Raw genomic sequence first — 22,032 nt, 5'->3', positions numbered from 1 at the left:
TGATCGTGTTGCTCGGTGACGCCGGATCAGTCCCAGCTCAGGCCGCCGCGCCGCCATTCGTAGGCGTAGGCGATCGAGACGTTGACGATGAACAGCGCCATCGCGGCCAGGCCGAACAGGCCCAGCGCGTCGAAGTGGACCGCCCACGGATACAGGAACACGATCTCGATGTCGAAGATGATGAACAGCATCGCGGTCAGGTAGTACTTGACCGGAAAGCGTTGTCCGGCAGCATTTCCGGGACCGCCGGCCACGGCGTGGGGGGTCGGTTCGATACCGCACTCGTAGGCTTCGAGCTTGGCCCGATTGCGGCGTTTGGGCCCGATCAGGGCGGCGAGCAGAATCGACCCCACCGCGAACGCCGCAGCGATCGCGCCGAGAACGAGGGTGGGAACTTCGTTATTCACAACTGCACAACCCCTTCTCCGTATCCTCGGACGGCAGCAGCCGAGGCGGGGCTGACATCGTCGTCTGCCGGGCCAGTCTCGCCCCCAGGGCGCGCTCGGTCGCGAGCGCGGACGGGTAACGGGACCTGACTTGGGCGGGTACTCATACCAACGCCCGCACTCGTGTGAGCTACAGCACAGCCTACAACCGTTCCTTCTCAATGCGTGCCGATTCGCAGCCGTGTTTGATCGAATTCAGAACTGTCACTTATGACCGAAACGGCGTAATGATCGGATTTGCCGGACGCGCCGAACGCCCGCCTCCGAGCGAGTGCGGGCGTTCGGGAAGAACGGGATTCTTGGGTGCCGGGTTCAGGCGGCTTCGGAGTTGCGCAGCAGGCCGACCACGGCTTCGGTGAGCCGGAACGGGTCGATCGGATGCGGGACGGCGGCCTCGGCGCGGGACCAGTTCGCCAGCCAGGCGTCGTCGGGGCGGCCGGTGAGCACGAGGATCGGCGGGCAGGGCTCGACCTCGTCCTTGAGCTGTTTGGCCAGGCCGAGTCCGCCGGTGGGGGCGGCCTCGCCGTCCAGGATGGCCAGGTCGACACCGCCGGCGTCGAGCCGGTCCACGACCACCGGCGCGGTGGCTACTTCGAGGTACTCGAGCGGTGGCAGGTCGGGGTGCGGATGGCGCCCCAGGGCCAGCATCACCTGGCGGCGAGTGTCGGAATCGCTGCTGTACACGAGAACCCGCAGCACCGCGGGACGGTTTGCTTCGGCCACGTTCGGCATGGTACGTCCGCGGACCACCCGGGCGTGGCAGGTTCGCCGCACTCGGTGCGTCCCGGTATGAATCCGTGCTGGTCATCGGCGGCGAAACGCGAGATCCTGAGTAGCGGGGTGGCCGACGAGGTGGTGAAGGGCGATGCGAATTTCGGAGGTTCTGCGCAAGAAGGGCGCCGAGGTGGTCACGATCGGGCCGCAGGCCACGGTCGCCGAACTGCTGGAGGTGCTGGCCGAGCACAATGTCGGGGCGGTGGTGGTCTCGGGCGACGGGCTGGCGATGGACGGCATCGTCTCCGAGCGCGATGTCGTGCGGCGCCTGCACGCGATGGGCGCTGCGCTGCTGGAATCTCCGGTCCAGGACATCATGACGATGGTGGTGCACACCTGCTCACCGGCGGATCGGGTGGAGAGCCTGCGCACGACGATGACCGAACATCGCATCCGTCATCTGCCGGTGGTGCAGCACGGGCAGATGGTGGGGATCGTGAGCATCGGCGACGTGGTGAAGAGTGCGATCTCCGAACTGGAGACCGAGCGCGAGCATCTCGAGCACTATCTGCAGGGCTGAGCCGCGCGGGATACGCTGCGGTACCGCGCGACACCGTAGGCGAGACGGTCGAATTCGGCGGGCCGGAAATACCGCCGTGCGGATTTTCATCGGTTCGTAACAGAAAATGCCTGCGCGCCCGCGGAATTCGAGGCAGAATTTCGGTGGGCTATTCGCCGACACCAAGCTCGCGGTCGAAGCACCGCTGATCGGGTGGGGTCCGGGATGCGCCGAAACCCTCGGACCTCACCACCCGATACCATGTTGTGGCTCGAATCTCGCCCGCACCCGACAAGCCGACATCACCGCCGGAAATTTCCGGCCGTAAAAGACAATTCGAGGCAATCCGACCGGTCTGCACCTGATTTCGTCATCGAATTTCCGGCGCGTGCGCACGGATGTGCTTGCCGCTGCGGAAGTTCGCCGCTCACGCGCGTGGCCCGGACCGATCGATGCCGCCCTCGCGGCGCGTATTAGGGTCTGTGGCGCACCGCTACGGCGGCCGGGGTGCCCGGCCCTTGTCCTGAAGGAAACTCTATGCGTCGCACCGCGATCACCGTGTTGACCCTGGCCGCTGCCCTCGCGTGTGGTGCGTGCGGTTCCTCGGGAGGTTCGGACGGCTCGAACGCGGCATCGGCGTCCTCGGCGGTGACTTCGTCGGAGGCCGCGCCGAGCTCCGCGCAGTCCGCCGCGCAGCAGTGCAGCAGCCAGACCTGGCCGCAGAAACTGCCGGACTTCCACGGTAAGGCGCTGGGCGAGATGGTGGTCGGTGCGGGCCTGTGCTACAACATCACCGCGATCACCGCGCCGGACGGCACCGACGTGATGCACGACGCGGCCGGGATGACCAAGCCCTGGACAGTGGCCTCGCAGTCCCCGGCGGCGGGCACCTCGGTCACCGCGCAGACCCCGATCACGCTCAAAGTCACCGCGGCGCAGCACAACTGACCGGCCGCGGTGACCTAGCGCGGGATTACTTGCCCACGACGCGGGCGAAGCGTTCGGGGTAGCGGGCCCCGGCGACGTCCGCGGTGACGTCCTCGATGCGGGCCAGTTCCTCGGGAGCCAGGGTGATCTCGGTCGCGGCGACGTTCTGCTCGAGGTAGGTGCGGCGCTTGGTGCCCGGGATCGGGACCACGTCCGCGCCCCGGCTCTGCACCCAGGCCAGCGCCAATTGTCCTGCGGTGCAGCCCTTCTCCTCGGCCAGGGCGCGCAAGGCGGTGACGATCGCCAGGTTGCGGTCCAGGTTGCCCTCTGCGAAACGCGGCATACCGCGGCGCATGTCGTCGGCGGGCAGCTCCTCGGCGGAGGTGATCGCGCCGGTGAGCAGGCCGCGCCCGAGCGGGGAGAACGGCACGATGCCGATGCCCAGTTCGCGGCACACCGGCACCACTTCGTCCTCGATCTCGCGGGTCCACAGCGACCATTCGCTCTGCAGTGCGGTCACCGGGTGCACGGCGTGGGCACGGCGGATGGTGTCCGGGGCGGCCTCGGAGATTCCGGCGTACCGGATCTTGCCTTCGGCAGCCAGCTCGGCCAGCGCGCCCCAGGTCTCCTCGATCGGCACATTCGGATCGACGCGGTGCTGGTAGTACAGGTCGATGTGGTCGACCCCGAGACGGGTCAGGGACTCCTCACAGCACTGTTTGACGTAGGCGGCGTCGCCGCGGGCGCTCATCGTGCCGTTCTCACCCCATACGATGCCGAATTTGGTGGCCAGGACCACCTGGTCACGGCGTCCGGCGATGGCGCGGCCGACGAGTTCCTCGTTGGTTCCCGAACCGTAGACGTTCGCGGTGTCCAGCAGGGTGACACCGAGTTCGAGTGCGCGGTGGATGGTGGCGATGGATTCGGCGTCGTCGTCGCGCACGCCGTAAGCCTGGCTCATACCCATGCAGCCCAGGCCCTGGGCGCCGACGGTGAGTTCTCCGAGTGTGCGGGTCGCGATCATGGCTGGATCCTCCTGAGGAACACCGGAATTGGCAGGTGAGTCGCGCTCACCACCGACGACGCTAGGTGCTGGAGCGCACTCCAGGTCAAATCGGTTTTCCGATGCCGTGCCCGCTCACTCGTCGAGCAGATCCACGATCCTGGTCAGGGTGGTCGCCAGGATGCGGCGTTCGTCGTCGGGCAGGTGGTCCAGTACATCGGCGAAGCGCTGGATGCGCGCGGAGGTCAGGCCGTTGACCATGTCCTGGGCCGGTCCGGTGGCCGACAGGACATGGGCGCGGCCGTCGATCGGGTCGGTGGCGCGCTGGACGTACCCGCCCTTCTCGAGCTGGGTGATGATGCGGGACATGGTGGGTGCGGTGACGCGTTCGGCGGCGGCCAGATCGCCCAGGCGCATCGGCCCGCACCGCACCAGGGTGCCCAGTGCCGCAGCGGAGCCGGGGCTCAGTGCGCCGGTGTCCCCGGCGCGGCGCAACAGCCGGGTGATCCGGCCGACGGCCAGATACGCATCGGCCGCCTCGGCCAGACGTTCGGCACTGTGCTGCTGAATCATCCGATCCTCGTTCCTACCCGGCTCATTCGCACTGGCTGTGTCAGCAAGTATGCCCGTCGTGCGGGGCGCCGGGGCGTGCGGTGCGCGGCGGATCGTGCCGCCGCGCACCGCACGTGGATCACTATTCGACCTCGGCGGTGACGTGCGCCGCGTGGCGGCCGTTGCTGCCGTTGCTCGCGACGCCGTTTCCGGCGTCGGCGGGCAGGTCGAAGCCGAGTTCCAGATCGTGCGAGACCTGCGAGCCGGTGATGCGCACCCGGCTCGACACCGGCGGGTAGCCGCGGGTCACGACGGTGTACTGGCCCTCGGCCAGATCGGTGACGCTGTAGCGGCCCTCGTCGTCGGTGCGGGCCGAGCCGAGGATGCCCCCGGTCGCGTCCTGCACGATGACCTGGGCGTCGGGCACGGCGCGTCCCTGCGCCCACACCGAACCGTTCAGCACCGCCATGGTGGTCAGCTCGACGTCCTGTGCGAGCACGCCGCTGTCGGGGACGGTGAGCGTGATCGCGGTGGGCCGCATGTGCTCGGCGACCGCGACCAGCGTGTACACCCCGGACACCACGCCCTGGCAGGCGTAGTCGCCACGGGTGTCGGAAACCGCGGCCCCGACGACCTCGCCACGCATATCGGTCAGCGTGATGGTGGCTCCGGCCAGCGGCCGCAGATCATCGGCCGAGCGCACGACGCCGTACACCTCGCCCGAACCCTGCAGCGGCACGTCCAGGCGTTGCGGGCGGCCGTCGACGGTGACGTTCACCGCGGCGGGCTGGTGCCCACCGGCCGACACGATCAGCACGTAGCTGCCCGCGGCGGGGGGCTCGATGACGTACTCGCCCTGCTGATTGCCCGTGGCCCGCGAAACCTGGTGTCCGCGTTGGTCGATCAGCGTCAGCGCCACCCCGGGCACCACGTATCCGTCCGAGCGCACGATTCGGCCGCTGATGGCGCGGCCGTCCGCGACCAGTGGGCGGGTCGAGGGTGCGGCGGGAGCCCGGAACGTCGCGGGAGCCGGTGCGGTGAGCCTGCTGGCGACGGCGTGCCCGTTGGTGGCGGGCACCGGCAGCTGCTCGGTGTCGTCGATGATGCCCTCGCGGGTGGCCTCGGCCAGTTCGGCGGCCTCGTCCACGGCGTAGTCACCCTTGGCGAACCAGGAGGCGATCGAGCCGAGCAGCAGCATCACCGCGGCGGCGATGAACACCGCGATCAGACCGGAGTGGAACGGTCCGGAGATCAGGTGCGGGAAGAACTGCTCACCGGTGATGGTGTCGCCGTTCACGCCGGGCTGGTTCAGCACGTCGGGGGAGATCATCTCCTTGAACGGGTTGTAGCCCAGGAACGTCGCGAACAGGCTGCCCACCGGCGGGGTGTTGGAGAGCTGATCGGCCACGTTCGCCGGGATGCCCTGGTCGCGCAGTCCGGAGTTCATCGCGTTGGGCAGGGTGCCGGACAGGCCGGCGATCATCAGCGAGAAGAAGATGCCGATCGACAGCGCCATACCGCCGTTCATCAGCGTCGCGCGCATACCCGAGGCCACACCGCGCTGGTTGGCCGGCACCGAGGACATCACCTCGGCGGTGTTGGGCGAGGTGAAGATGCCCATGCCGAAGCCGTTGAGCAGGATGATCAGCGCGAACAGCCAGTAGTTGAAGTTGACCGGGATGATGATCAGCAGCACGAAGGTGATCGCGGCCAGCAGCAGGCCGCCCGCGGCGAAGATCCGTCCGCCGAAGCGGTCGCTGAGATAGCCCGACAACGGGCCGGAGACCAGGAAGCCGATGGTCAGCGGCAGCATGTAGATGCCCGCCCACAGCGGGGTGTCCTCGAAGCTGTAGCCGTGCTGGGGAAGCCAGATGCCCTGCAGCCAGATGATGAGCATGAACTGCAGGCCACCGCGGCTGACCGAGGTCATCAGGCTGGCGAAGTTGCCCAGCGCGAAGGTCTTGTTGCGGAACAGCGACATGTTGAACATCGGCTGACGCGATTTGGCTTCGATGATGCAGAAGATCACCAGCAGCGCCAGGCCGCCGATGACGCCGGTCAGCACCCACGGGTTGCCCCAGCCGGTGTTGGAGCTGCCGTAGGGCTGGATACCGTAGGTGATACCGGCCAGCAGTGCGGTCAGGCCGATGGCGAAGGTGAGGGTGCCGGGCATGTCCAGCGAGCCGGGGGTGCGCTGGCCGTTGTCGTGCAGGGACCGGTAGGACCAGATGGTGCCGATGATGCCGAAGGGCACGCTGATCCAGAACACGGCCTTCCAGTCCCATTCGGCGAGCAGGCCGCCCAGCAGCAGGCCCAGGAACGAACCGGCCACGGCCGCGACCTGGTTGATGCCCAGGGCGAAACCACGCTGTTTGGCGGGGAAGGCGTCGGTGAGGATGGCCGAGGAGTTGGCCATCAGCATGGCGCCACCGACACCCTGGACCACTCGCCAGGCGATCAGCCAGATCGCGCCGCCGCCGTGGTCGAACGGGTCGAAGGAGAGCAGGATCGCGCAGACGGTGAAGACGATGAATCCGGCGTTGTAGATCTTGACTCGGCCGAACATGTCGCCGAGGCGGCCGAACATGACCACCAGTACCGCGGAGGTGAGCAGGAAGCCCATCATCAGCCACAGCAGGTAGCTGACGTTGCTGGACTCGAGCGGATTGAGGTGCACGCCGCGGAAGATCGCGGGCAGCGAGATGAGCACGATCGAGGAGTTGATGGTGACCATCAGCATCCCCAGCGTGGTATTCGACAACGCCACCCACTTGTAGTGCGGGTGATCGTGGTCGACGCGGAGCCGCCGGCGAACGGTCTGGACGTCGCCGACGTCCAGGTCGGCGGAAGTTTGTGCGGAAGCCAAGAGTCCCTCTCCCCGAGGATTGCCGTGAATAGTGCCTCACTCAATATAGTTGCAATATGCTAACTAACTAAATGGAGTGAATAGGGAATTGGTCACACCTCGGTCGGGAATACGCTCGGCGTGGTAGAGGATCAGGGCGCGGGAACCGCTTCGAAGGCTCGGTCGCCGGGGGCGGCGTGATGCAGCAGATGGTCGATGAACAACCGGGCGGGCGGGGTCGGTGTGGGGGTGGTGACCGCGTACCAGGGCCGGTCCAGCGGAGTGCCCTCGACCGGCAGGATCTCCAGATGTCCTGCGGCCAGGTGTGATTCGACCGCGTCCCCGTGGATCAGCGTGACGCCCAGCCCTTCTCGCGCGGCTGCCAGCACCGCGCCGTGCGTGCCCAGAGTGAGTGTGGGCGGGCGGATCTGCAACCGGTCCAGCAGCGCCAGGGTGGTCGCGCGGGTGCCCGAGCCGTGCCCGCGCAGCAACCAGGTGGCGCGCAGCGGATCCGGGCAGCGGCCGGGTGAGCCGACGACCACCAGACAGCTCGGTCGGCGCGCGCGCACCACCAGCCCGGCCTCACGCGGCGGGCGACCGGCGATCACGAGATCGCTTTCGTGGTGCTGTAATTCGAGGAACAACATATCGCGCGGATGGATCGACAGCCCCACTTCGATATCGGGATAGCGGTCCCGGAAGGCGGCCAGCGGGCGCAGCAGAACGTATTCCCCGGCGGTGGCGACCACCCCGATCCGCAATCGTCCGGTATCCGCGCGCCGCACCGCGGCCTGGGCCTCGCGCATCAATCCCAGAATGCTGCGGCAGTATTCGGCGTACACGCGTCCGGCGTCGGTGAGTACGATCCCGCGCCCGGATTTGGCGATCAGTTTCGCACCCAGCTGTTTTTCGATATGGGCGACCGCCGCCGAGGCGGCGGCCTCGGTGATGTGCAGTTGCGCGGCGGCGCGGCGAATGCTGCCGTGGCGGGCCACGGCCAGATACGTCTCCATCCGGACCGCACTCACCGTTCCCATCGTCAGACGGTAGCAAACTCAACTGTTCGGTTGAGCGTGCCGAGAAACAATCGAATTGTCCGTGGAGGTGCCCGGCCGCATCCTGAATCTGCAAGGCGCACAGGCTCGCTCGCACAGGAGGAGATATGGCCGAGGAATCCACTCGCGACCGCTGGGATCCGGGCGTGCAGTCCTATGCCTCGATGGGCTATTACGATCCGCACTACGAACCCAGGGACACCGATGTGCTCGCGGTGTTCCGGGTGACCCCGCAGGCGGGCGTGGACCCGATCGAGGCCGCCGCGGCGGTGGCGGGCGAATCGTCCACCGCCACATGGACGGTCGTGTGGACCGACCGGCTCACCGCGCACGACCGCTATCGCGCCAAATGCTATCGGCTCGATGCGGTGCCGGGTCGTCCGGGCGAGTACTTCGCCTATGTCGCTTACGATCTGGACCTGTTCGAGGAGGGATCGATCACCAATCTGACCTCCTCGGTGATCGGCAACGTGTTCGGCTTCAAACCGCTGGCCGCACTGCGGCTCGAGGACATGCGCATTCCGGTCGCGTATGTCAAGACCTTCCCCGGTCCGCCGCACGGAATCGTCACCGAGCGGGAATATCTGAACAAGTACGGGCGCCCGCTGCTGGGCGCGACGGTCAAACCCAAACTCGGTTTGTCCGCGCGCAACTACGGGCGAGTGGTGTACGAGGCGTGCCGGGGCGGACTGGATTTCACCAAGGACGACGAGAACATCAACTCCCAGCCGTTCATGCGCTGGCGTGATCGCTATCTGTTCGCCATGGAGGGGGTGAATCGGGCGATCGCGGAAACCGGTGAGCTCAAAGGCCATTATCTCAACGTCACCGCCGCCACCATGGAGGACATGTACGAGCGCGCGGAATTCGCCCGATCGCTCGGCAGCGTGATCATCATGATGGATTTGACCGTCGGATACACCGCGATGCAATCGATGTCGAAGTGGGCGCGACGCAACGGCATGCTGCTGCATCTGCATCGCGCCGGCCATTCCACCTTCACCCGGCAGAAGACGCACGGGGTGAGTTTCCGGGTGCTGGCCAAGTGGTGCCGGCTGATCGGGGTGGATCATCTGCACGCGGGCACCGTGATCGGCAAACTCGAGGGTGACCGCAACACGGTCAAGGGGTTCTACGACACGTTGCGGGAGAACTACATTCCCGCCGACGCGGGCACCGGGATCTTCTTCGACCAGGACTGGGTGAGTCTGCCGGGTGTGCTGCCCGTGGCCTCGGGCGGCATTCACGCCGGGCAGATGCATCAGCTGCTGGATCTGTTCGGTGACGATGTGATCCTGCAGTTCGGCGGCGGCACGATCGGACATCCGATGGGTATCGCCGCGGGCGCGGAGGCCAATCGAGTGGCGCTCGAGGCGGTGGTCAAGGCCCGCAACGAGGGCCGCGATCTGCTCTCCGAGGGCCCGGCGGTGTTGCGCGCGGCCGCGCGCAGCTGTCGTTCGCTCGAGGCCGCGCTGGCGGTGTGGGGCGAGGTCACCTTCGAATACACCTCCACCGACGCTCCCGACGCCGTGCCCACGGCGACGCTGTGAATCAGAAAGGGCTGCCATGTATGTGCGTCAGGGAACCTTCTCGCATCTGCCGGAACTGTCCGACGCCGAGGTCCGCGCGCAGGTGCGGTACGCGCTGCTGAACAACTGGCCGGTGTCGATCGAGTACACCGACGATCCACATCCGCGCAACGTGTACTGGGAGATGTGGGGGTTGCCGATGTTCGACCTGCACGAACCCGACGGGGTGCTCGCGGAGATCGCCGCGTGCCGGGATGCGTTGCCGCGCCACTACATCCGGGTGACCGCCTACGACGCCCGGTACGGTCGTCAAACCACGGCGCTGAGTTTCCTGGTGCAGCGCCCGCCGGTCGAACCCGGATTCCGGTTGGCGCGCACCGAATCCGACGATCGCGCACAGCGGTACGGGTGGGCCGCGTACGCCACCGATCAGCCGCCGGGCGAGCGGTACCGCGAATGAGGCCGGATGCGATGACCAACGCGGGCAACGGATTTCGGATGCACCGGCCCGATCCGGTCTCGGGCAGCCCGCCCGGGGAGGCGCCCGAGCCGGAGTCGTGCGAGCCGGAGATTCTCGGTCCGGACGCGGAGCTGGATCTGTCGCAGGATCCTGCCACCAGGGAAGTCGAGCGCACCCTGGCGCGGCTGGATGCGGAGCTGGTGGGTCTGGCGGCGGTCAAGACGCGGGTGCGGGAGATCGCGGCGCTGCTGCTGATCGACCGGGCCCGCGCCCGGTTCGGGCTCGCGGCCGCGCGCCCGACGATGCACATGAGTTTCACCGGCGGTCCGGGCACCGGCAAGACCACCGTGGCCCTGCGCATGGCCGATCTGCTGCACGCACTCGGATACATCCGTAAACCGCTGGTGCACAGTGTGACTCGCGATGACCTGGTGGGCCAGTTCATCGGTCACACCGCGCCGCGCACGAAGGAGGCTCTGGCGCGCGCGGCTGGGGGTGTGCTGTTCATCGACGAGGCGTACTACCTGTTCCGCCCGGAGAACGAACGCGACTACGGGCAGGAGGTCATCGAGATCCTGTTGCAGGAGATGGAGACCGAGCGCGCCAGCCTGGTGGTGATCTTCGCCGGGTACCCGGATCGGATGGAGACGTTCTTCTCCGCCAATCCGGGCCTGTCCTCACGGGTGGCGCACCACATCGATTTCCCGGACTACAGCCACGGTGAGCTGATGGTCATCGCGGAGTTGATGGCCCGGGGCGAGCAGTTCACCCTGGATCCGGGCGCGGTTACCGCCCTGAGCGAATATCTCGAATTGCGGATGGCCCGACCGCGATTCGCCAACGCGCGCAGTCTGCGCAACGCGCTCGAGCGCTGCCGGTTACGCCAGGCCCGCCGGTTGGTGGACCTGCACCGGCCGCTGCGCCGCACCGAGCTGATCACACTGACCGCCGCGGATGTCTACGGCAGCAGCGTGTTCGGCGACGCCGATCCCGTCCCCGTCACCGAGGACGGGGACGATCCGTGAGGAGTTGACAGACGCGATGTCCGAGAGACTCGAGACACTGACCCGGTACACGATCGCGCAGGAACACCGCCATCCCGGCTCCTCGGGCGAGTTCTCCGCACTGTTGAACGTGGTGGCCACCGCGACGAAGATCATCGCCAATCAGGTCACCCGGGGCCGCATCGTGGACACCGGTGCGGCGCACCCGGCACCGATCGCGGAGCATCGCCGGATCGACGCGATCGCCAACGACATCATGGTCGCCGAGTCCGAGTGGACCGGACCGCTCGCGGCCCTGCTGTCCGAGCAGATGAGCGGATTCCATCCGGTGCCCACCGAGTTCCGGCGCGGCAAGTATCTGCTGGCGTTCGATCCGCTGGACGGCTCGTCCAATATCGACGTGAACCTGCCCGTGGGAACGATTTTCAGCGTGCTGCGCTGCCCCGACGACGCCCGCGCACCGGACGCGCAGGACTTCCTGCAACCGGGAGTGCGGCAGGTGTGCGCGGGTTTCACCCTGTACGGCCCGGCGACGATGCTGGTACTGACCACCGGGGACGGGGTGGACGGTTTCACCCTGGATCGGGAGATCGGCGCGTTCGTGCTCACCCATCCGCGCATGCGCATCCCCGAGGACACGTCGGGATTCGCGATCAACGCCGCCAACGAGCGGTTCTGGGCCCGGCCGGTGCGCCGTTACGTGCACGAATGCCTGGCCGGGGTGGACGGCCCGCGCGGGCGGGATTTCAATATGCGCTGGGTGGCCTCGCTGGTCGCGGACACCTTCCACATCCTGACCCACGGCGGGGTCTACCTGTATCCGTACGACACCCGGTGTGCGGGCCGGGTGTCGCTGCTGTACGGGGCGAATCCGATCGCGTTCGTGGTCGAGCAGGCCGGCGGGGCGGCCACCACCGGGCATGCGCGGGTGCTGGAGGTGCCGCCGGAGGATCTGCATCAGCGGGTGCCGTTGATCTTCGGTTCGCGCCGGGAGGTCGAGCGCATCGAGCGCTATCACCGCGAGCCCGAGGAGGGGCCGCGGTTCGACGCGTCGCTGTTCGGCACGCGGTCGCTGTTCCGGCCCGCGGGCCACTGAAACGAGGTGCGATGTCGCTCAAACATCCCGTGGTCGCGATCACCGGGTCCTCCGGTGCGGGGACGACCAGTGTCACCCGGACCTTTCAGGAGATCTTCCGCCGCGAGGGAATCGATGCCGCTGTGGTGGAAGGGGATTCGTTCCACCGGTTCGATCGCGGGGAGATGGCGCTGGCGATGGCCGAGGCGGAGCAGAACGCGGATCGGCACTTCTCGCATTTCGGTCCGGAGGCGAATCTGCTCGCCGAACTCGAGGCGCTGTTCCGCGATTACGGCGAAACGGGAGTGGGTCTGGTGCGCCGGTATCTGCACGACGAGGCCGAGGCCGAACCGTTCGGGCAGCCGCCGGGCACCTTCACTCCCTGGCAGGAGCTGGCGCCGGGCAGTGATCTGCTGTTCTACGAGGGGTTGCACGGTGCCGCGGTGACCGGGAAGGTCGATGTGGCCCGGCATACCGATCTGCTGGTGGGTGTGGTGCCGATCATCAATCTGGAGTGGATTCAGAAGGTGATCCGGGACAAGACCGAACGCGGGTATTCCGGTGAGGCCGTGCTGGATACGATCCTGCGCCGCATGCCGGACTACGTGAACTACATCTGCCCGCAGTTCTCCCGCACCTACGTGAATTTCCAGCGGGTGCCCACGGTGGACACCTCCAATCCGTTCGTCGCACGCACGATTCCGACCGCGGACGAGAGTTTCGTGGTGATCCGGTTCGCCGATCCGAAGGTGATCGACTTCCCGTATCTGCTGTCGATGCTGCACGATTCGTTCATGTCGCGACGCAACTGCATCGTGGTGCCGGGCGGGAAGATGGACCTGGCCATGCAGTTGATCTTCACCCCGCTGATCCTGCGGTTGATGGACAAACGCCCGAACAGCCGGGTGTGAGGTCAGCAGGCCGGGTAGGGCTGTCCGGGTTGCACGGGAACGGTCCGCACCGTGTGCGATTCGCGGTCCTCGCGACGCTCGACCGGGCACACCCGGACCACCGCGGGCGCCGGGTCGGCGCGGTTGCCCGCGTTGTCGAAGTAGATCGGCCCGCCCGCGCCGGGGATCGCCTGTCCGGGTGCGTTGTATCCGCTGATCACCGTGTTGACCTGCCCACGGGTGACCGGCTCGTGCTGGGGCAGGGTGTGCACCGCGGTGGCGATGGTGGTCACCGCGTCGTAGCCGTCGACCGCCCAGCCCTGGCCGAGGCGGGAGTGGTCGAGCCGGGCGGCGGTGAAGGCGTTCTGGTAGTCCAGGAACGCGGTGTCGTCGGCCGGACGGTGAGTGTCGGCGACCATGCTCGACAGTAGCCGCACCCGGCCGCCGGTGAAGCTGGCCGAGCTCAACGCTTTGCTGCGCAAGTCCTCGAGCACCGGATCGGGTTCGGGAGTGGACAGGCGCACCGCGTCGGAGGTCCCGATCACGGTGATCGAGGGCGCGGCGCACTGGCCGTTGCCGTACGCCTGGTCCACGCTGAACAGGAACCGGCTCAGGTCCCGGCCTCTGGCCAGATAGGCGACCGTGACGTCTTTGGTTTCGGCACAGACTCTTTCGGCGGTCTGCACGACGGTGCTGGGTTCGGTGGCATCGAACTTCACATCCGGTGCCTCGGTGTGCAGGGCACGGTGCAGCAGGGGCAGCGCGGTGCAGGTGTAGGGGTCGGTGGTGCCGGTGGGGACCATCACGAAGTCGGGGGTGTTCGCGGCGACCTTCGTCAGCGAATCGACCTGCACCGCCACCCGGAACGCGATTCGATAGAAATAATCCTTGCCGACGCCGTACCGGTAGGTCTCCTTCGCATCGCAACCGTCGTAGATCGGTTGATCGAGACGCGAACCGTCCTGGTCGAAACCTTCGGCGGTCACCACGTCTCCGACGGTCGGAATCTTCGCCGCGGCAAGGGTTCCCACGACGTCGGTGGTGCTCTGGTAACTGAGCCCGACCCCGGCCACGGCCACCACGTCCGCGCGCGCGGCCATCGCCTGCGCGACCGCTCGGGGGCCGGGCCCGTGCTGATCGTCGCCGAGCTGGCCGATCAGCAGCTTCACCGGGTGCAGGCATCCTGAATCGTCCGCGCGGCGTTGCGCTGCGGCCATACCCTCGAGTTCGTCGAGGCCGCGGCCCCCGACGGACGGGTCGGTGAGGCTGAGCAGCACGCCGACGGTGACCGGGGTGCCTGTGGGGCAATTGGTGGCGGCACTGTCGTTCTGCTGCTGGATCAATGCCATGACGGGGGCGAATTCACGCACGCCGAAGTCGTAGGGGCCCGAACTGAGTCCGACGCACTGGTTTTCGGCATGCCAGGTCGGCGTGCTGGTGTACCAGCCCCCACCGCAAGTGACCAGTTGCCCGATGTGCGGCGACAATACGACGGCTGTGGGCACCACGACGACGACGGTCGCGACCGTACTCAGGAAGGGCAGCCATACGCGCAGCGGGCGTGGTGGCGCGACGGTCCACGGCGCGAACCATCTCTTCAGCCGGGACCGCCATCGGTGGTTCATCGTGGCCCTTTCGGTCGGAGGCGGAATCGATTCGTCGCGCCTGGAAGGAATTTCGAGTCAGCACCAGATTCGAATCCGGGACGGGACGGTGTCGGGATCGGCCAGGAACGTCTCGGCGCGCCCGATCTGGTGATCGAGGCGATCACGCGTCGCGTCGTCGGTCATACAGGGGTTCCGACAGCTGGGCACCGCGGCGAGCAGTGTCGCGATGTGCCACTCGCGGGTGTCCTCCGGGTAGAGGCCGCGCAGGGCCTCGACTCGGGGTGCTCGAGCGTGCGGGTCGGGGGTGGCGAGAATTTCGCTGACCAGTGCTGTCCAGTTCTGCCACGACAGGCGCGTGTGCAGCTCGGCCAGCTCACCGACGACCTCGATATGCCTGCGCAGCATGCGATCACAGCTCAGCCGTGCCACCGTGTCGTTTCTGTCGCACCGCTCACGCAGCAGTTCGAAGACGGCGTTCCAGTCGCGTTCCGGGCCGGTGCGGACAGCCAGTGCCCGCAGACCCAGATAGCGCGCGAGGGGGTGCATGCGTGCGGTCGCCTCGTCGGGAGGATGTGTGGTCCACAGCGTCGAGGAGGTGTACAGCGGGTGCTGGACATCGACGATGACGTCGCGGTTGTGCAGGCCGAGCAGACTCCGCGCTTCGGGCAGATTGCGGGCCGCCGAGATGGTGACCAGGGCGTCGATGAGTTCCTCGGTGGGCCGGGTGGCCGGATCGAGCCCGGCGGCGAAGACCTGTAGCAGGTGTCGCTCGAGCGTGGGGACGTGCCGGTGCGCGGGATCGTCTGCGCTGTCACGCTTTTGCGCCGGAACACGTCCGTCCGGCTGGACCCTGCTGGACAGCAGCGCCTCGATGTCGCGCCACAGCCGGTGATCCGCGCTGATCTTCTGCAGCGACAGCTCGGTGGCCTCATGATGCCGGTGGGCCAGCCGCTCGAGATTCGAGGCGATGGTCTGGGCGTGGAACGGGGCGATGGCACCGGCGCGCAGGAGTAGTTCGTTCTTGGTGAATCCGGTGAGTTCTGCGCGCAGCCAGGGGCGGGCGGCCAGGGTGGGCGCGGCGCGGTCGACCACGGTGCGTGCCCAGCGGCTGCCATGCCCCGAGGCATTGTCCGGAGCGAGGATGGTGCGCACCTCGGTGTCGGCCCAGTCGGGCTCGCCGCCGGATTGTTCGTACAGCGCGGCGGTGAGCGCACCGGAACTCGTGGTCACCAAGGTGAGAGGATCGGCCGCGACGGCTCCGGCGGCCGCGACGAGTTCGCGCACCCGCAGCAGTGACTGGGTGAACGCCGTGGCCATCGGCAGATCGCCGTCGTCGAGCAGCAGCAGGATGTTGGGTGTCCGCGACCCGAGCCTGGTCACGCTCTCGCGCAGGTCCGCCAGCAGCGCGCCGGTCAGCATGTCGTCCACGCCGCGCTGCACGACCGGATCACGTTGTCGCGCATGATTACTGAGGTCGATCAGCACATGTTCGGGGATGCTCCTGATACTGAGGTCATGGCTCGTGCCCAGGTCACGATGTCCGAACCACTTCACGGCGTGGTCGAGCCTGCGGCGCATCCCTTTGCGCACGAGCACCGGCACCGCCCCGCTGATCCATTCGGCCTTGGCGGCATCGAGCACGATGTTCAGTGGCGGCGGAGGATTGGGGATCGCGGCCGCGACGAATCGGGCCAGTCCGTCCAGCAGACCGCGCAATTGCTGTGGGTCGCAATATTTGTCGAGTTCGGCGTTGAGCAGCCGCAACTGGTCGTCGAGGGCCATTCCGCGGAAGTCGGTGCCGATCGCGATGTGCGCCACCAGCATCCGCATCCGGTTGAGGCGAAATCCCGGCAGCCGCTTGCCGAGCCATACCATGATCGCGACCATGAGGGGGCGCAAGGGATCTCGTTCCTCGGGGTCGATGCGCGATTCCCGGTCGGCGAGTTCCCATTCACGGGAAGTGAGACGTTCGGCGTATGTCCTATTCTTCCATTCATCCAGAATGTCGAGTAGTAAGCCGGTTCGGCCCGAACCACCGCAGCCCTCCAGCACCAACACCGGCCGTGGCCGGAGCTGATTGTGGTCGTGCGGCGACTCGGTGAGTCGTTCGACGAGTACGGGCAGGATTTCGCGCAAGCTGATCTCGTCGGCCATCGATTCCCCCTCCGCCGGAACACGATCGCGTCTGTAGAAGACAGGCTCTGCCCGACGACCGTCCGTGTCAAGTCGAAAAGTCGGCCCGAATCCTGTTGCGCGAGTCAGTTTCCGGAACGGGACTGTTCCTGGCGGCGCACCCAGCGGATGTCCGCGCGCCAGGTGTACGTGGCGACCAGGGCCGAGCCGACCGCCGCGGCGATGAGCATTTCATCACCGTTCACGGCCAGGCTGACCAGTCCGCCGATCGCGGCGCCGGTGACGAAGGACAGCCACTGCACCGCATAATTGAGCCATTCGCGGTGGGTGCCGCCGGCGAGGTGGCGCTCGACGCCCTGGGTGAATTTGACCAGTGTCCCGGTGACGTAGGTGACCGGAATCGACACCTCGCCCTTACGCACGAACGAAGTGTTCAGCGAACCCATGGCGAATGCGACGAACAGAATCGGAACCAGCCCCACGCTCGCTGCGTGGCCGAACGCGTCCACCGCCGCGGCGATCACGAGCGCGAAGGTGGCCAGCATCGTCGCGCCGTGCGGGTGGTTGCGCCACCAGTGGCGGCGGCAGACCGAGGCACAGAACACACCGGCCAGGAAGCAGACGATCAGCAGGAACGCGCCCCGCGCGAGCAGGAAGTCGCCCAGGAATCCGCCGATGACCGCGCGTTCGGTGTTGCCGGTCATGAAGGTGACGAAGTACCCCTCGGAATGGGTGTAGGCGGCGGCTCCGACGAATCCGGCCAAGATCAGTAGTGCAGTGGCCAGCCGGGCTTCCAGATCCCAGAACGGTTCGGGTGCGTCGTTCGAGTTCGCGGTCACAGCGACAGGCTAGCAATCTGTGCAGCACAGAGTATGAATTGTGAGCTGGGACGCCTCGGGTGCATCGGTGTGATGAGATCTGCGAGAAGGTCCGCGTGTGCGCGAGCGCTACCCGAGCGCCGCGGCAGCGGCGGTGGGCTCAACCGGTGACGCGCGTCAATCCCGGTAACGCCGCGAGTACTGCGTCTCGGCCCAGGTCCAGTGCGCGCAGCAACACGGTCGAATCGCGTCCGACGCGACCGATCGCGGGTGCGTGCAGCGGCGGGCGGATCTGCAGAATCGTGCGATCCCCGGTGAGGACTCGTTCGTCGCGAGCGTGCTGATCGGCGCGGGCGAGCCAGTTCGGGATCACGCCGGGTGCGTGCCGTGACAGGTACCGCGCGACCACGCGGGTCTCGATTGCCGAAGGGACGCTGGGGGTTTCGTCGACGCGGCGGGTGCGCAGCACGACCGCGTGAGTGGCGCCCTGAGCCAGGGCGGTGTGGATGGGCACCGATTCGGACAGGCCAGCATCGACATAGCGGTGTCCGGCCATCTCCACCGACCGCCCGGCCAGGATGGGCAGACACGTGGTTGCCAGCAGCGCGCGTTGCAGCGAGGCCGGATCGGTGATGTGCGGGTGCAGGTCCACCGCCGCGCCGTCGGCGGTGTCGGTGCCGATCGGGTGGAAGCTCACCGGGGAGTCCACGATCGCGGCGAAGTCCATGGGCACGATCCGCTCGTACACCGTGTGCACCAGATACCGGGTGTCGACCACGCGCCCACCGCGCAACGCCCGCGCCGGATCGATCACCCGCCGCACCACATCCGCATGCCAGGCCCGCCGCGACCGATTCGCCCGCTCGCACAGCAGCCACGCCCCGTTCAACGCACCGGCCGAGGACCCGTACACCGCATCGAAGCAGCTCAACACCCCCAGATCCTCGAGCCCCATCACCATCCCGTGCGAATACGCTCCCCGCGCGGACCCGCCCTCGATCACCAACGCCACCCGCGCCCCGTCAGTGCGCTGACCAGGCATACTCCCACTGGCTCGCCGCGCGGCGATCAGATCGGCAACCGGGGACCCGGATTCATCGAGCGACATCAGCGGACCCTTCCAGCAATACGAGACGAACCGGAATCCGGTCTATCACAGTGCGCTCACCGCTCAGACCGGCACGTACGCGATCTCGCCGGCTCCTTGCCTGGTACGCGCTTCGCGGCTGTCGGTGTGAATCCATATACCGGATGCAAAGCGGTGCAATCCCAACTGAGATCCATCCTGGGCTGATGCGCGGATCGAATGAAAATCTGCTCCGGCAAGGCCTCCAGGAGATTGCACCATGGTGGGCTGGCCTGATCAACGGACCGTAGCGGGAGGCGGGTATGTCGGAGGACGGGTCGACGCTGGCACGACGTCAGCTGGGGAAGTATCTGCGGGAGGGCCGCCAGGAGCGCGGCCTGACCCTGCACCGGGCAGCCGATCTGATTCAGCGCAGCGCCAGCACATCACAGCGAATCGAGAAGGGGATGGTGGCGAAGCTGCGAGAGGTGGATCTCGACGCGCTGTGCCAGATCTACGAATTCGACGCCGACCACACTGCGGCAATGAAAGGTCTTGCCGCACAGAGCAACGAGGATAGCTGGTGGTACGAGTTCGGCGATCTCATCCCAGCGGACTTCGATTTCTACGTCGGTCTGGAGGCATCGGTTCAACGGCTGACAACCTATGAGTCCGAGCTGGTGCCAGGGGTGCTGCAAACACCCGTCTATTCAGGTGCGCTGTTCCATGCCGGCTACCCCGACGACAGCGCAGCCGAGCACGCACGACGCGTGCAGCTGCGGATGCGCCGTCAAACCAGGATCACTCGAAAGCGCGACCCGATCACCCTCGACGTCATACTGCGTGAATCAGTCCTCAGGGGTGGCGTCGGCGGACAGCGGGTCATGGCGGCGCAGCTGAAGCACTTGGCGGACATGAGCACCCGGTCGAACGTCGAGCTGCGAGTGCTCCCGCTCAGTGCGGGATTTCCACTCGGGGAGGCTGTCGGTCCCTTCGTCATCCTCGAGTTCGGCGCGGATAGAAACGAGCAGGCTGTCGATACCAGTGGCTGCGACAGGCCGCCTAACTCCGTCTCGACGCAGGCCCCCAGGCGGCGTTCGACCCGCGAACCTCCGCGATGGTCCTGCCGCGGCGTCGTCGGAACAATGCCCGCAGCGTTCCGGCGTTGAGATAACCGACCTTCGCGGCAATCGCGTCTACCGACAGATTGGTCGTTCGCAGGAGCCTCGTGGCTCGCTCCAGGCGGATCTCATCGACGAAATCCCTTGGTGACATGCCCAGCTCGGCCTGGGTCGCACGCTGCAGACTGCGCGTCGTGATGCCCAGGGCCTTGGCAGCGTCGCGGATCGCGAACTGATCGGCGACGCGCTCACGCACCCAGCGTTCGAACGACGCGACGAGTGAGTCACCGCGGGCGACGACCTCCGGAATCGAGTACTCGATCTGTGGCCCCCGATCGGCGATCGCCAGGTACCTGGCGACGATCTCGGCCAGCGCCGGACTGACCGAACTGACCAGTGACAGTGCAAGATCCAGGTGCGAGAGAGACGCTCCGGCGGTGGTCACCCCCTTCGCGTGGCACAAGGTGCGGCTTTCGTGGACATCGACTCGGGGATACCTGCGGCGGAAGGAGGGACCGAGCCACCAGCTGGTGGTCGCGGCAAGACCGTCCAGCACTCCTGCCTCGGCGAGGAAGAATGTTCCGGTGCAGGCTGCGGCCAGGTGGGTTCCGTGCTGCTGCGCTTCGGAAATGCGTTCCAGCAGTGGAAGGTTCGCGGGCGCGGAGATCAGATCGACCAATCCTTCGGCGTCGGGAATGCCGATCGCCGGGATGATCATCACATCGATCGCACCGGATAGGTCGTCCAGTGGTGTGGTCGGCACGAGGTGGCCGTGCGCGGACCGGACGCTGGTGCCGAGCGAGGCGGTGCGCACCCGCCAGGGCGCGGGTGGGGATTCCAGTTCGGGCAACAGGGCATTGGCCATGTTGAAGGTCTCGAGTACCGCCGCGAATCCGAAATCGGCCACACCATCGATGACGAGTACCGCTGCCTCCATGTCGCGAACAGTACTCAATCTGTCGGGAACGACACCAATAATCGCGGGCACCGGTGGAACCCATTTCGTGATGCCGAGCAGCTCGGCGAAATCGGTGCCCGCGGCGGCGGCCTGCGTCAGATCCGCCCCATGCAGTTGCCGTGGGCGGCAGACGATGCCCTGGGAGACCTCGCCGCGCAGTCGCACCGCCTTGACTCGATTCCGTTGGCGCCCAGCCAATTTTCCGGTCAGTCCGAGTTCCTCGATCAGCGGGTCGGGCACGATCGCCTGCTCCGGGATGTACACCGCGTGATCACCGGTGCTGAACTGCCCCTTGACCACCACTGCGGCCGGTCGTCGGACCTGCCTCGCCAGTTACGTTCCAGGGCAGGCGATTCGGACTGGCGAGCAGTGGGAGATGCTCATCGGAAGTCGCTCGCGTGATCTTGCGCCCACTGCGCGAAGGTGTGCGCGGGGCGGCCGGTGACATCCGCAACGATTGTCGACACCTGCGGAGAGGTCGTTGTTCCAGCCCGCCATGCGGCCAGGACCGCGTCGACGCCGATGGATGGCATGGTGTTGGCGAGTTCGGTGCGTGCCTGATCGTCCGAAATCACCTCGAGGGTGATCTCGCGACCGATGGCCGCGCTGATGTGTTGCAGCAGTTGGCGAATGGACAGCGACTCCGGTCCCCACACGGTGTAGGCGCGGTGGTGGTGACCCGGTTGGGTCATGGCGGTCACTGCGATCGCAGCCATGTCCTTCTCGTGGACCGGTGCCGTGCGCGTGTCCGGATATGGCACGCGCACGAGGCCCTGATCGCGGATCGATTTCTGCCACCACCACAGCGTGTTGGTGGCGAACATGCCCGGCCGGATGAATGTCCATGCCAGAGCGGACTTTTCGAGAGCGGACTCGACGGCGAGATGTGCCTGGGCGATCGGGTTGCGCGGGGCGCCTGGGTGCACCACGGACCCGGAAGACAGGAGGACGACGTGCTGCACACCGGCTGCCTCGGCCGCCGCCACGAAGCCGTCGATCCCTTCGGGCTTGGCGTAGAGGAAAACCCGCTGCGCGCCTTCGAGTGCGGCGGGCAGGGTTTCAGGGCTCTCCAGATCGGCTTCGACGACCTGCGATCCAGCTGGCAGACCCGCAGCATCTGGTGTCCTGCTCGTCAGGCGAAGCTGCTCGCCCATCGATCTCAAGCCCGCCGCGACGTGACGACCGACATTGCCTCTGGCTCCGAAAACGACTGTGACCATGGCAGCAACCTAAGCCTGTGGCTAACTTATCGAAAGGACATACCCCAAGG

General features: G+C 66.9%; 20 protein-coding genes and 1 pseudogene. 8 read left to right on the top strand and 13 right to left on the bottom strand.

Going from position 1 to position 22,032, the window contains the following annotated elements:
• Positions 1–26 precede the first annotated feature (26 nt).
• Both ON40_RS13100 and ON40_RS13095 read right to left on the bottom strand, forming a co-directional pair.
• Positions 27–407: an NADH-quinone oxidoreductase subunit A gene (locus ON40_RS13100; protein WP_040822151.1), complete on the bottom strand. Its 381-nt coding sequence runs from the start codon at positions 405–407 to the stop codon at positions 27–29.
• A 351-nt stretch (positions 408–758) separates the two neighbouring features.
• On the bottom strand, positions 759–1,178 hold the full coding sequence (locus tag ON40_RS13095; protein ID WP_040822543.1) for an Rv3143 family two-component system response regulator: 420 nt from the start codon (positions 1,176–1,178) through the stop codon (positions 759–761).
• Positions 1,179–1,311: 133 nt separating this feature from the next.
• Here ON40_RS13095 and ON40_RS13090 point away from each other — a divergent pair, with 133 nt between their 5' ends.
• Both ON40_RS13090 and ON40_RS13085 read left to right on the top strand, forming a co-directional pair.
• Positions 1,312–1,740, top strand: a complete 429-nt coding sequence (locus tag ON40_RS13090; protein ID WP_040822149.1) for a CBS domain-containing protein — start codon at positions 1,312–1,314, stop codon at positions 1,738–1,740.
• A gap of 516 nt (positions 1,741–2,256) precedes the next feature.
• Positions 2,257–2,667 carry a PASTA domain-containing protein gene (locus ON40_RS13085; protein ID WP_040822148.1) on the top strand — a complete coding sequence of 137 codons (411 nt, stop codon included), beginning with the start codon at positions 2,257–2,259 and terminating at the stop codon, positions 2,665–2,667.
• A gap of 25 nt (positions 2,668–2,692) precedes the next feature.
• On the opposite strand, the gene ON40_RS13080 is transcribed toward ON40_RS13085, so the two are convergent.
• From ON40_RS13080 to ON40_RS13065, 5 genes and pseudogenes are all read right to left on the bottom strand, one after another.
• Positions 2,693–3,670 (bottom strand): aldo/keto reductase, encoded by a 978-nt coding sequence (locus ON40_RS13080; protein ID WP_040822146.1) that lies wholly within the window; start codon positions 3,668–3,670, stop codon positions 2,693–2,695.
• A 114-nt stretch (positions 3,671–3,784) separates the two neighbouring features.
• Positions 3,785–4,222, bottom strand: coding sequence for a MarR family winged helix-turn-helix transcriptional regulator (locus tag ON40_RS13075; protein WP_051193051.1), 438 nt, complete (start codon positions 4,220–4,222; stop codon positions 3,785–3,787).
• Positions 4,223–4,343: 121 nt separating this feature from the next.
• Positions 4,344–5,279 carry an MSCRAMM family protein gene (locus tag ON40_RS54530; RefSeq protein WP_281033030.1) on the bottom strand — a complete coding sequence of 312 codons (936 nt, stop codon included), beginning with the start codon at positions 5,277–5,279 and terminating at the stop codon, positions 4,344–4,346.
• Positions 5,280–5,348: 69 nt separating this feature from the next.
• Positions 5,349–7,067 (bottom strand): annotated as a pseudogene (locus ON40_RS54525) (MFS transporter); the annotation flags it as partial.
• Between the two features lie 131 nt (positions 7,068–7,198).
• Positions 7,199–8,083 carry a LysR family transcriptional regulator gene (locus ON40_RS13065; RefSeq protein ID WP_245567784.1) on the bottom strand — a complete coding sequence of 295 codons (885 nt, stop codon included), beginning with the start codon at positions 8,081–8,083 and terminating at the stop codon, positions 7,199–7,201.
• Between the two features lie 125 nt (positions 8,084–8,208).
• Between ON40_RS13065 and ON40_RS13060 the strand changes: the two genes are divergently transcribed.
• The 5 genes from ON40_RS13060 to ON40_RS13040 are packed head-to-tail and all read left to right on the top strand — an operon-like array spanning position 8,209 to position 13,080.
• Positions 8,209–9,651, top strand: a complete 1,443-nt coding sequence (locus ON40_RS13060; protein ID WP_040822144.1) for a form I ribulose bisphosphate carboxylase large subunit — start codon at positions 8,209–8,211, stop codon at positions 9,649–9,651.
• Positions 9,652–9,667: 16 nt separating this feature from the next.
• Complete coding sequence (locus ON40_RS13055; protein ID WP_040822142.1) at positions 9,668–10,090, top strand: ribulose bisphosphate carboxylase small subunit; 423 nt, start codon at positions 9,668–9,670, stop codon at positions 10,088–10,090.
• A gap of 11 nt (positions 10,091–10,101) precedes the next feature.
• Positions 10,102–11,115 carry an AAA family ATPase gene (locus ON40_RS13050; protein ID WP_051193089.1) on the top strand — a complete coding sequence of 338 codons (1,014 nt, stop codon included), beginning with the start codon at positions 10,102–10,104 and terminating at the stop codon, positions 11,113–11,115.
• 16 nt (positions 11,116–11,131) lie between these two features.
• Positions 11,132–12,190: a class 1 fructose-bisphosphatase gene (locus tag ON40_RS13045; RefSeq protein ID WP_040822141.1), complete on the top strand. Its 1,059-nt coding sequence runs from the start codon at positions 11,132–11,134 to the stop codon at positions 12,188–12,190.
• 11 nt (positions 12,191–12,201) lie between these two features.
• On the top strand, positions 12,202–13,080 hold the full coding sequence (locus tag ON40_RS13040; protein WP_040822139.1) for a phosphoribulokinase: 879 nt from the start codon (positions 12,202–12,204) through the stop codon (positions 13,078–13,080).
• 2 nt (positions 13,081–13,082) lie between these two features.
• On the opposite strand, the gene ON40_RS13035 is transcribed toward ON40_RS13040, so the two are convergent.
• The 4 genes from ON40_RS13035 to ON40_RS13020 form a co-directional block, all read right to left on the bottom strand.
• Positions 13,083–14,684, bottom strand: a complete 1,602-nt coding sequence (locus ON40_RS13035) for a hypothetical protein (protein WP_051193050.1) — start codon at positions 14,682–14,684, stop codon at positions 13,083–13,085.
• A gap of 57 nt (positions 14,685–14,741) precedes the next feature.
• The gene (locus tag ON40_RS13030; RefSeq protein WP_040822137.1) at positions 14,742–16,820 is read right to left on the bottom strand and encodes a hypothetical protein; all 2,079 of its coding nucleotides are present in this window, start codon (positions 16,818–16,820) and stop codon (positions 14,742–14,744) included.
• Positions 16,821–16,924: 104 nt separating this feature from the next.
• A complete protein-coding gene (locus ON40_RS13025; protein WP_051193049.1) occupies positions 16,925–17,638 on the bottom strand; it encodes a YoaK family protein in 714 nt (237 codons plus the stop codon).
• Between the two features lie 139 nt (positions 17,639–17,777).
• On the bottom strand, positions 17,778–18,725 hold the full coding sequence (locus ON40_RS13020) for a patatin-like phospholipase family protein (protein WP_040822136.1): 948 nt from the start codon (positions 18,723–18,725) through the stop codon (positions 17,778–17,780).
• A 281-nt stretch (positions 18,726–19,006) separates the two neighbouring features.
• Here ON40_RS13020 and ON40_RS13015 point away from each other — a divergent pair, with 281 nt between their 5' ends.
• Complete coding sequence (locus tag ON40_RS13015; protein WP_051193048.1) at positions 19,007–19,852, top strand: helix-turn-helix domain-containing protein; 846 nt, start codon at positions 19,007–19,009, stop codon at positions 19,850–19,852.
• On the opposite strand, the gene ON40_RS13010 is transcribed toward ON40_RS13015, so the two are convergent.
• Complete coding sequence (locus ON40_RS13010; protein ID WP_245567783.1) at positions 19,746–21,065, bottom strand: helix-turn-helix domain-containing protein; 1,320 nt, start codon at positions 21,063–21,065, stop codon at positions 19,746–19,748. The two genes, ON40_RS13015 and ON40_RS13010, sit on opposite strands and share 107 nt — an antisense overlap.
• 77 nt (positions 21,066–21,142) lie before the next feature.
• Positions 21,143–21,982, bottom strand: a complete 840-nt coding sequence (locus tag ON40_RS13005) for an NAD(P)H-binding protein (RefSeq protein WP_040822134.1) — start codon at positions 21,980–21,982, stop codon at positions 21,143–21,145.
• Positions 21,983–22,032: the final 50 nt, after the last annotated feature.

The organism is Nocardia jiangxiensis NBRC 101359 (genome assembly GCF_000308615.1).
Classification (GTDB): Bacteria; Actinomycetota; Actinomycetes; order Mycobacteriales; family Mycobacteriaceae; genus Nocardia; species Nocardia jiangxiensis.
This window is presented reverse-complemented; position numbering and strand designations above follow the sequence as displayed.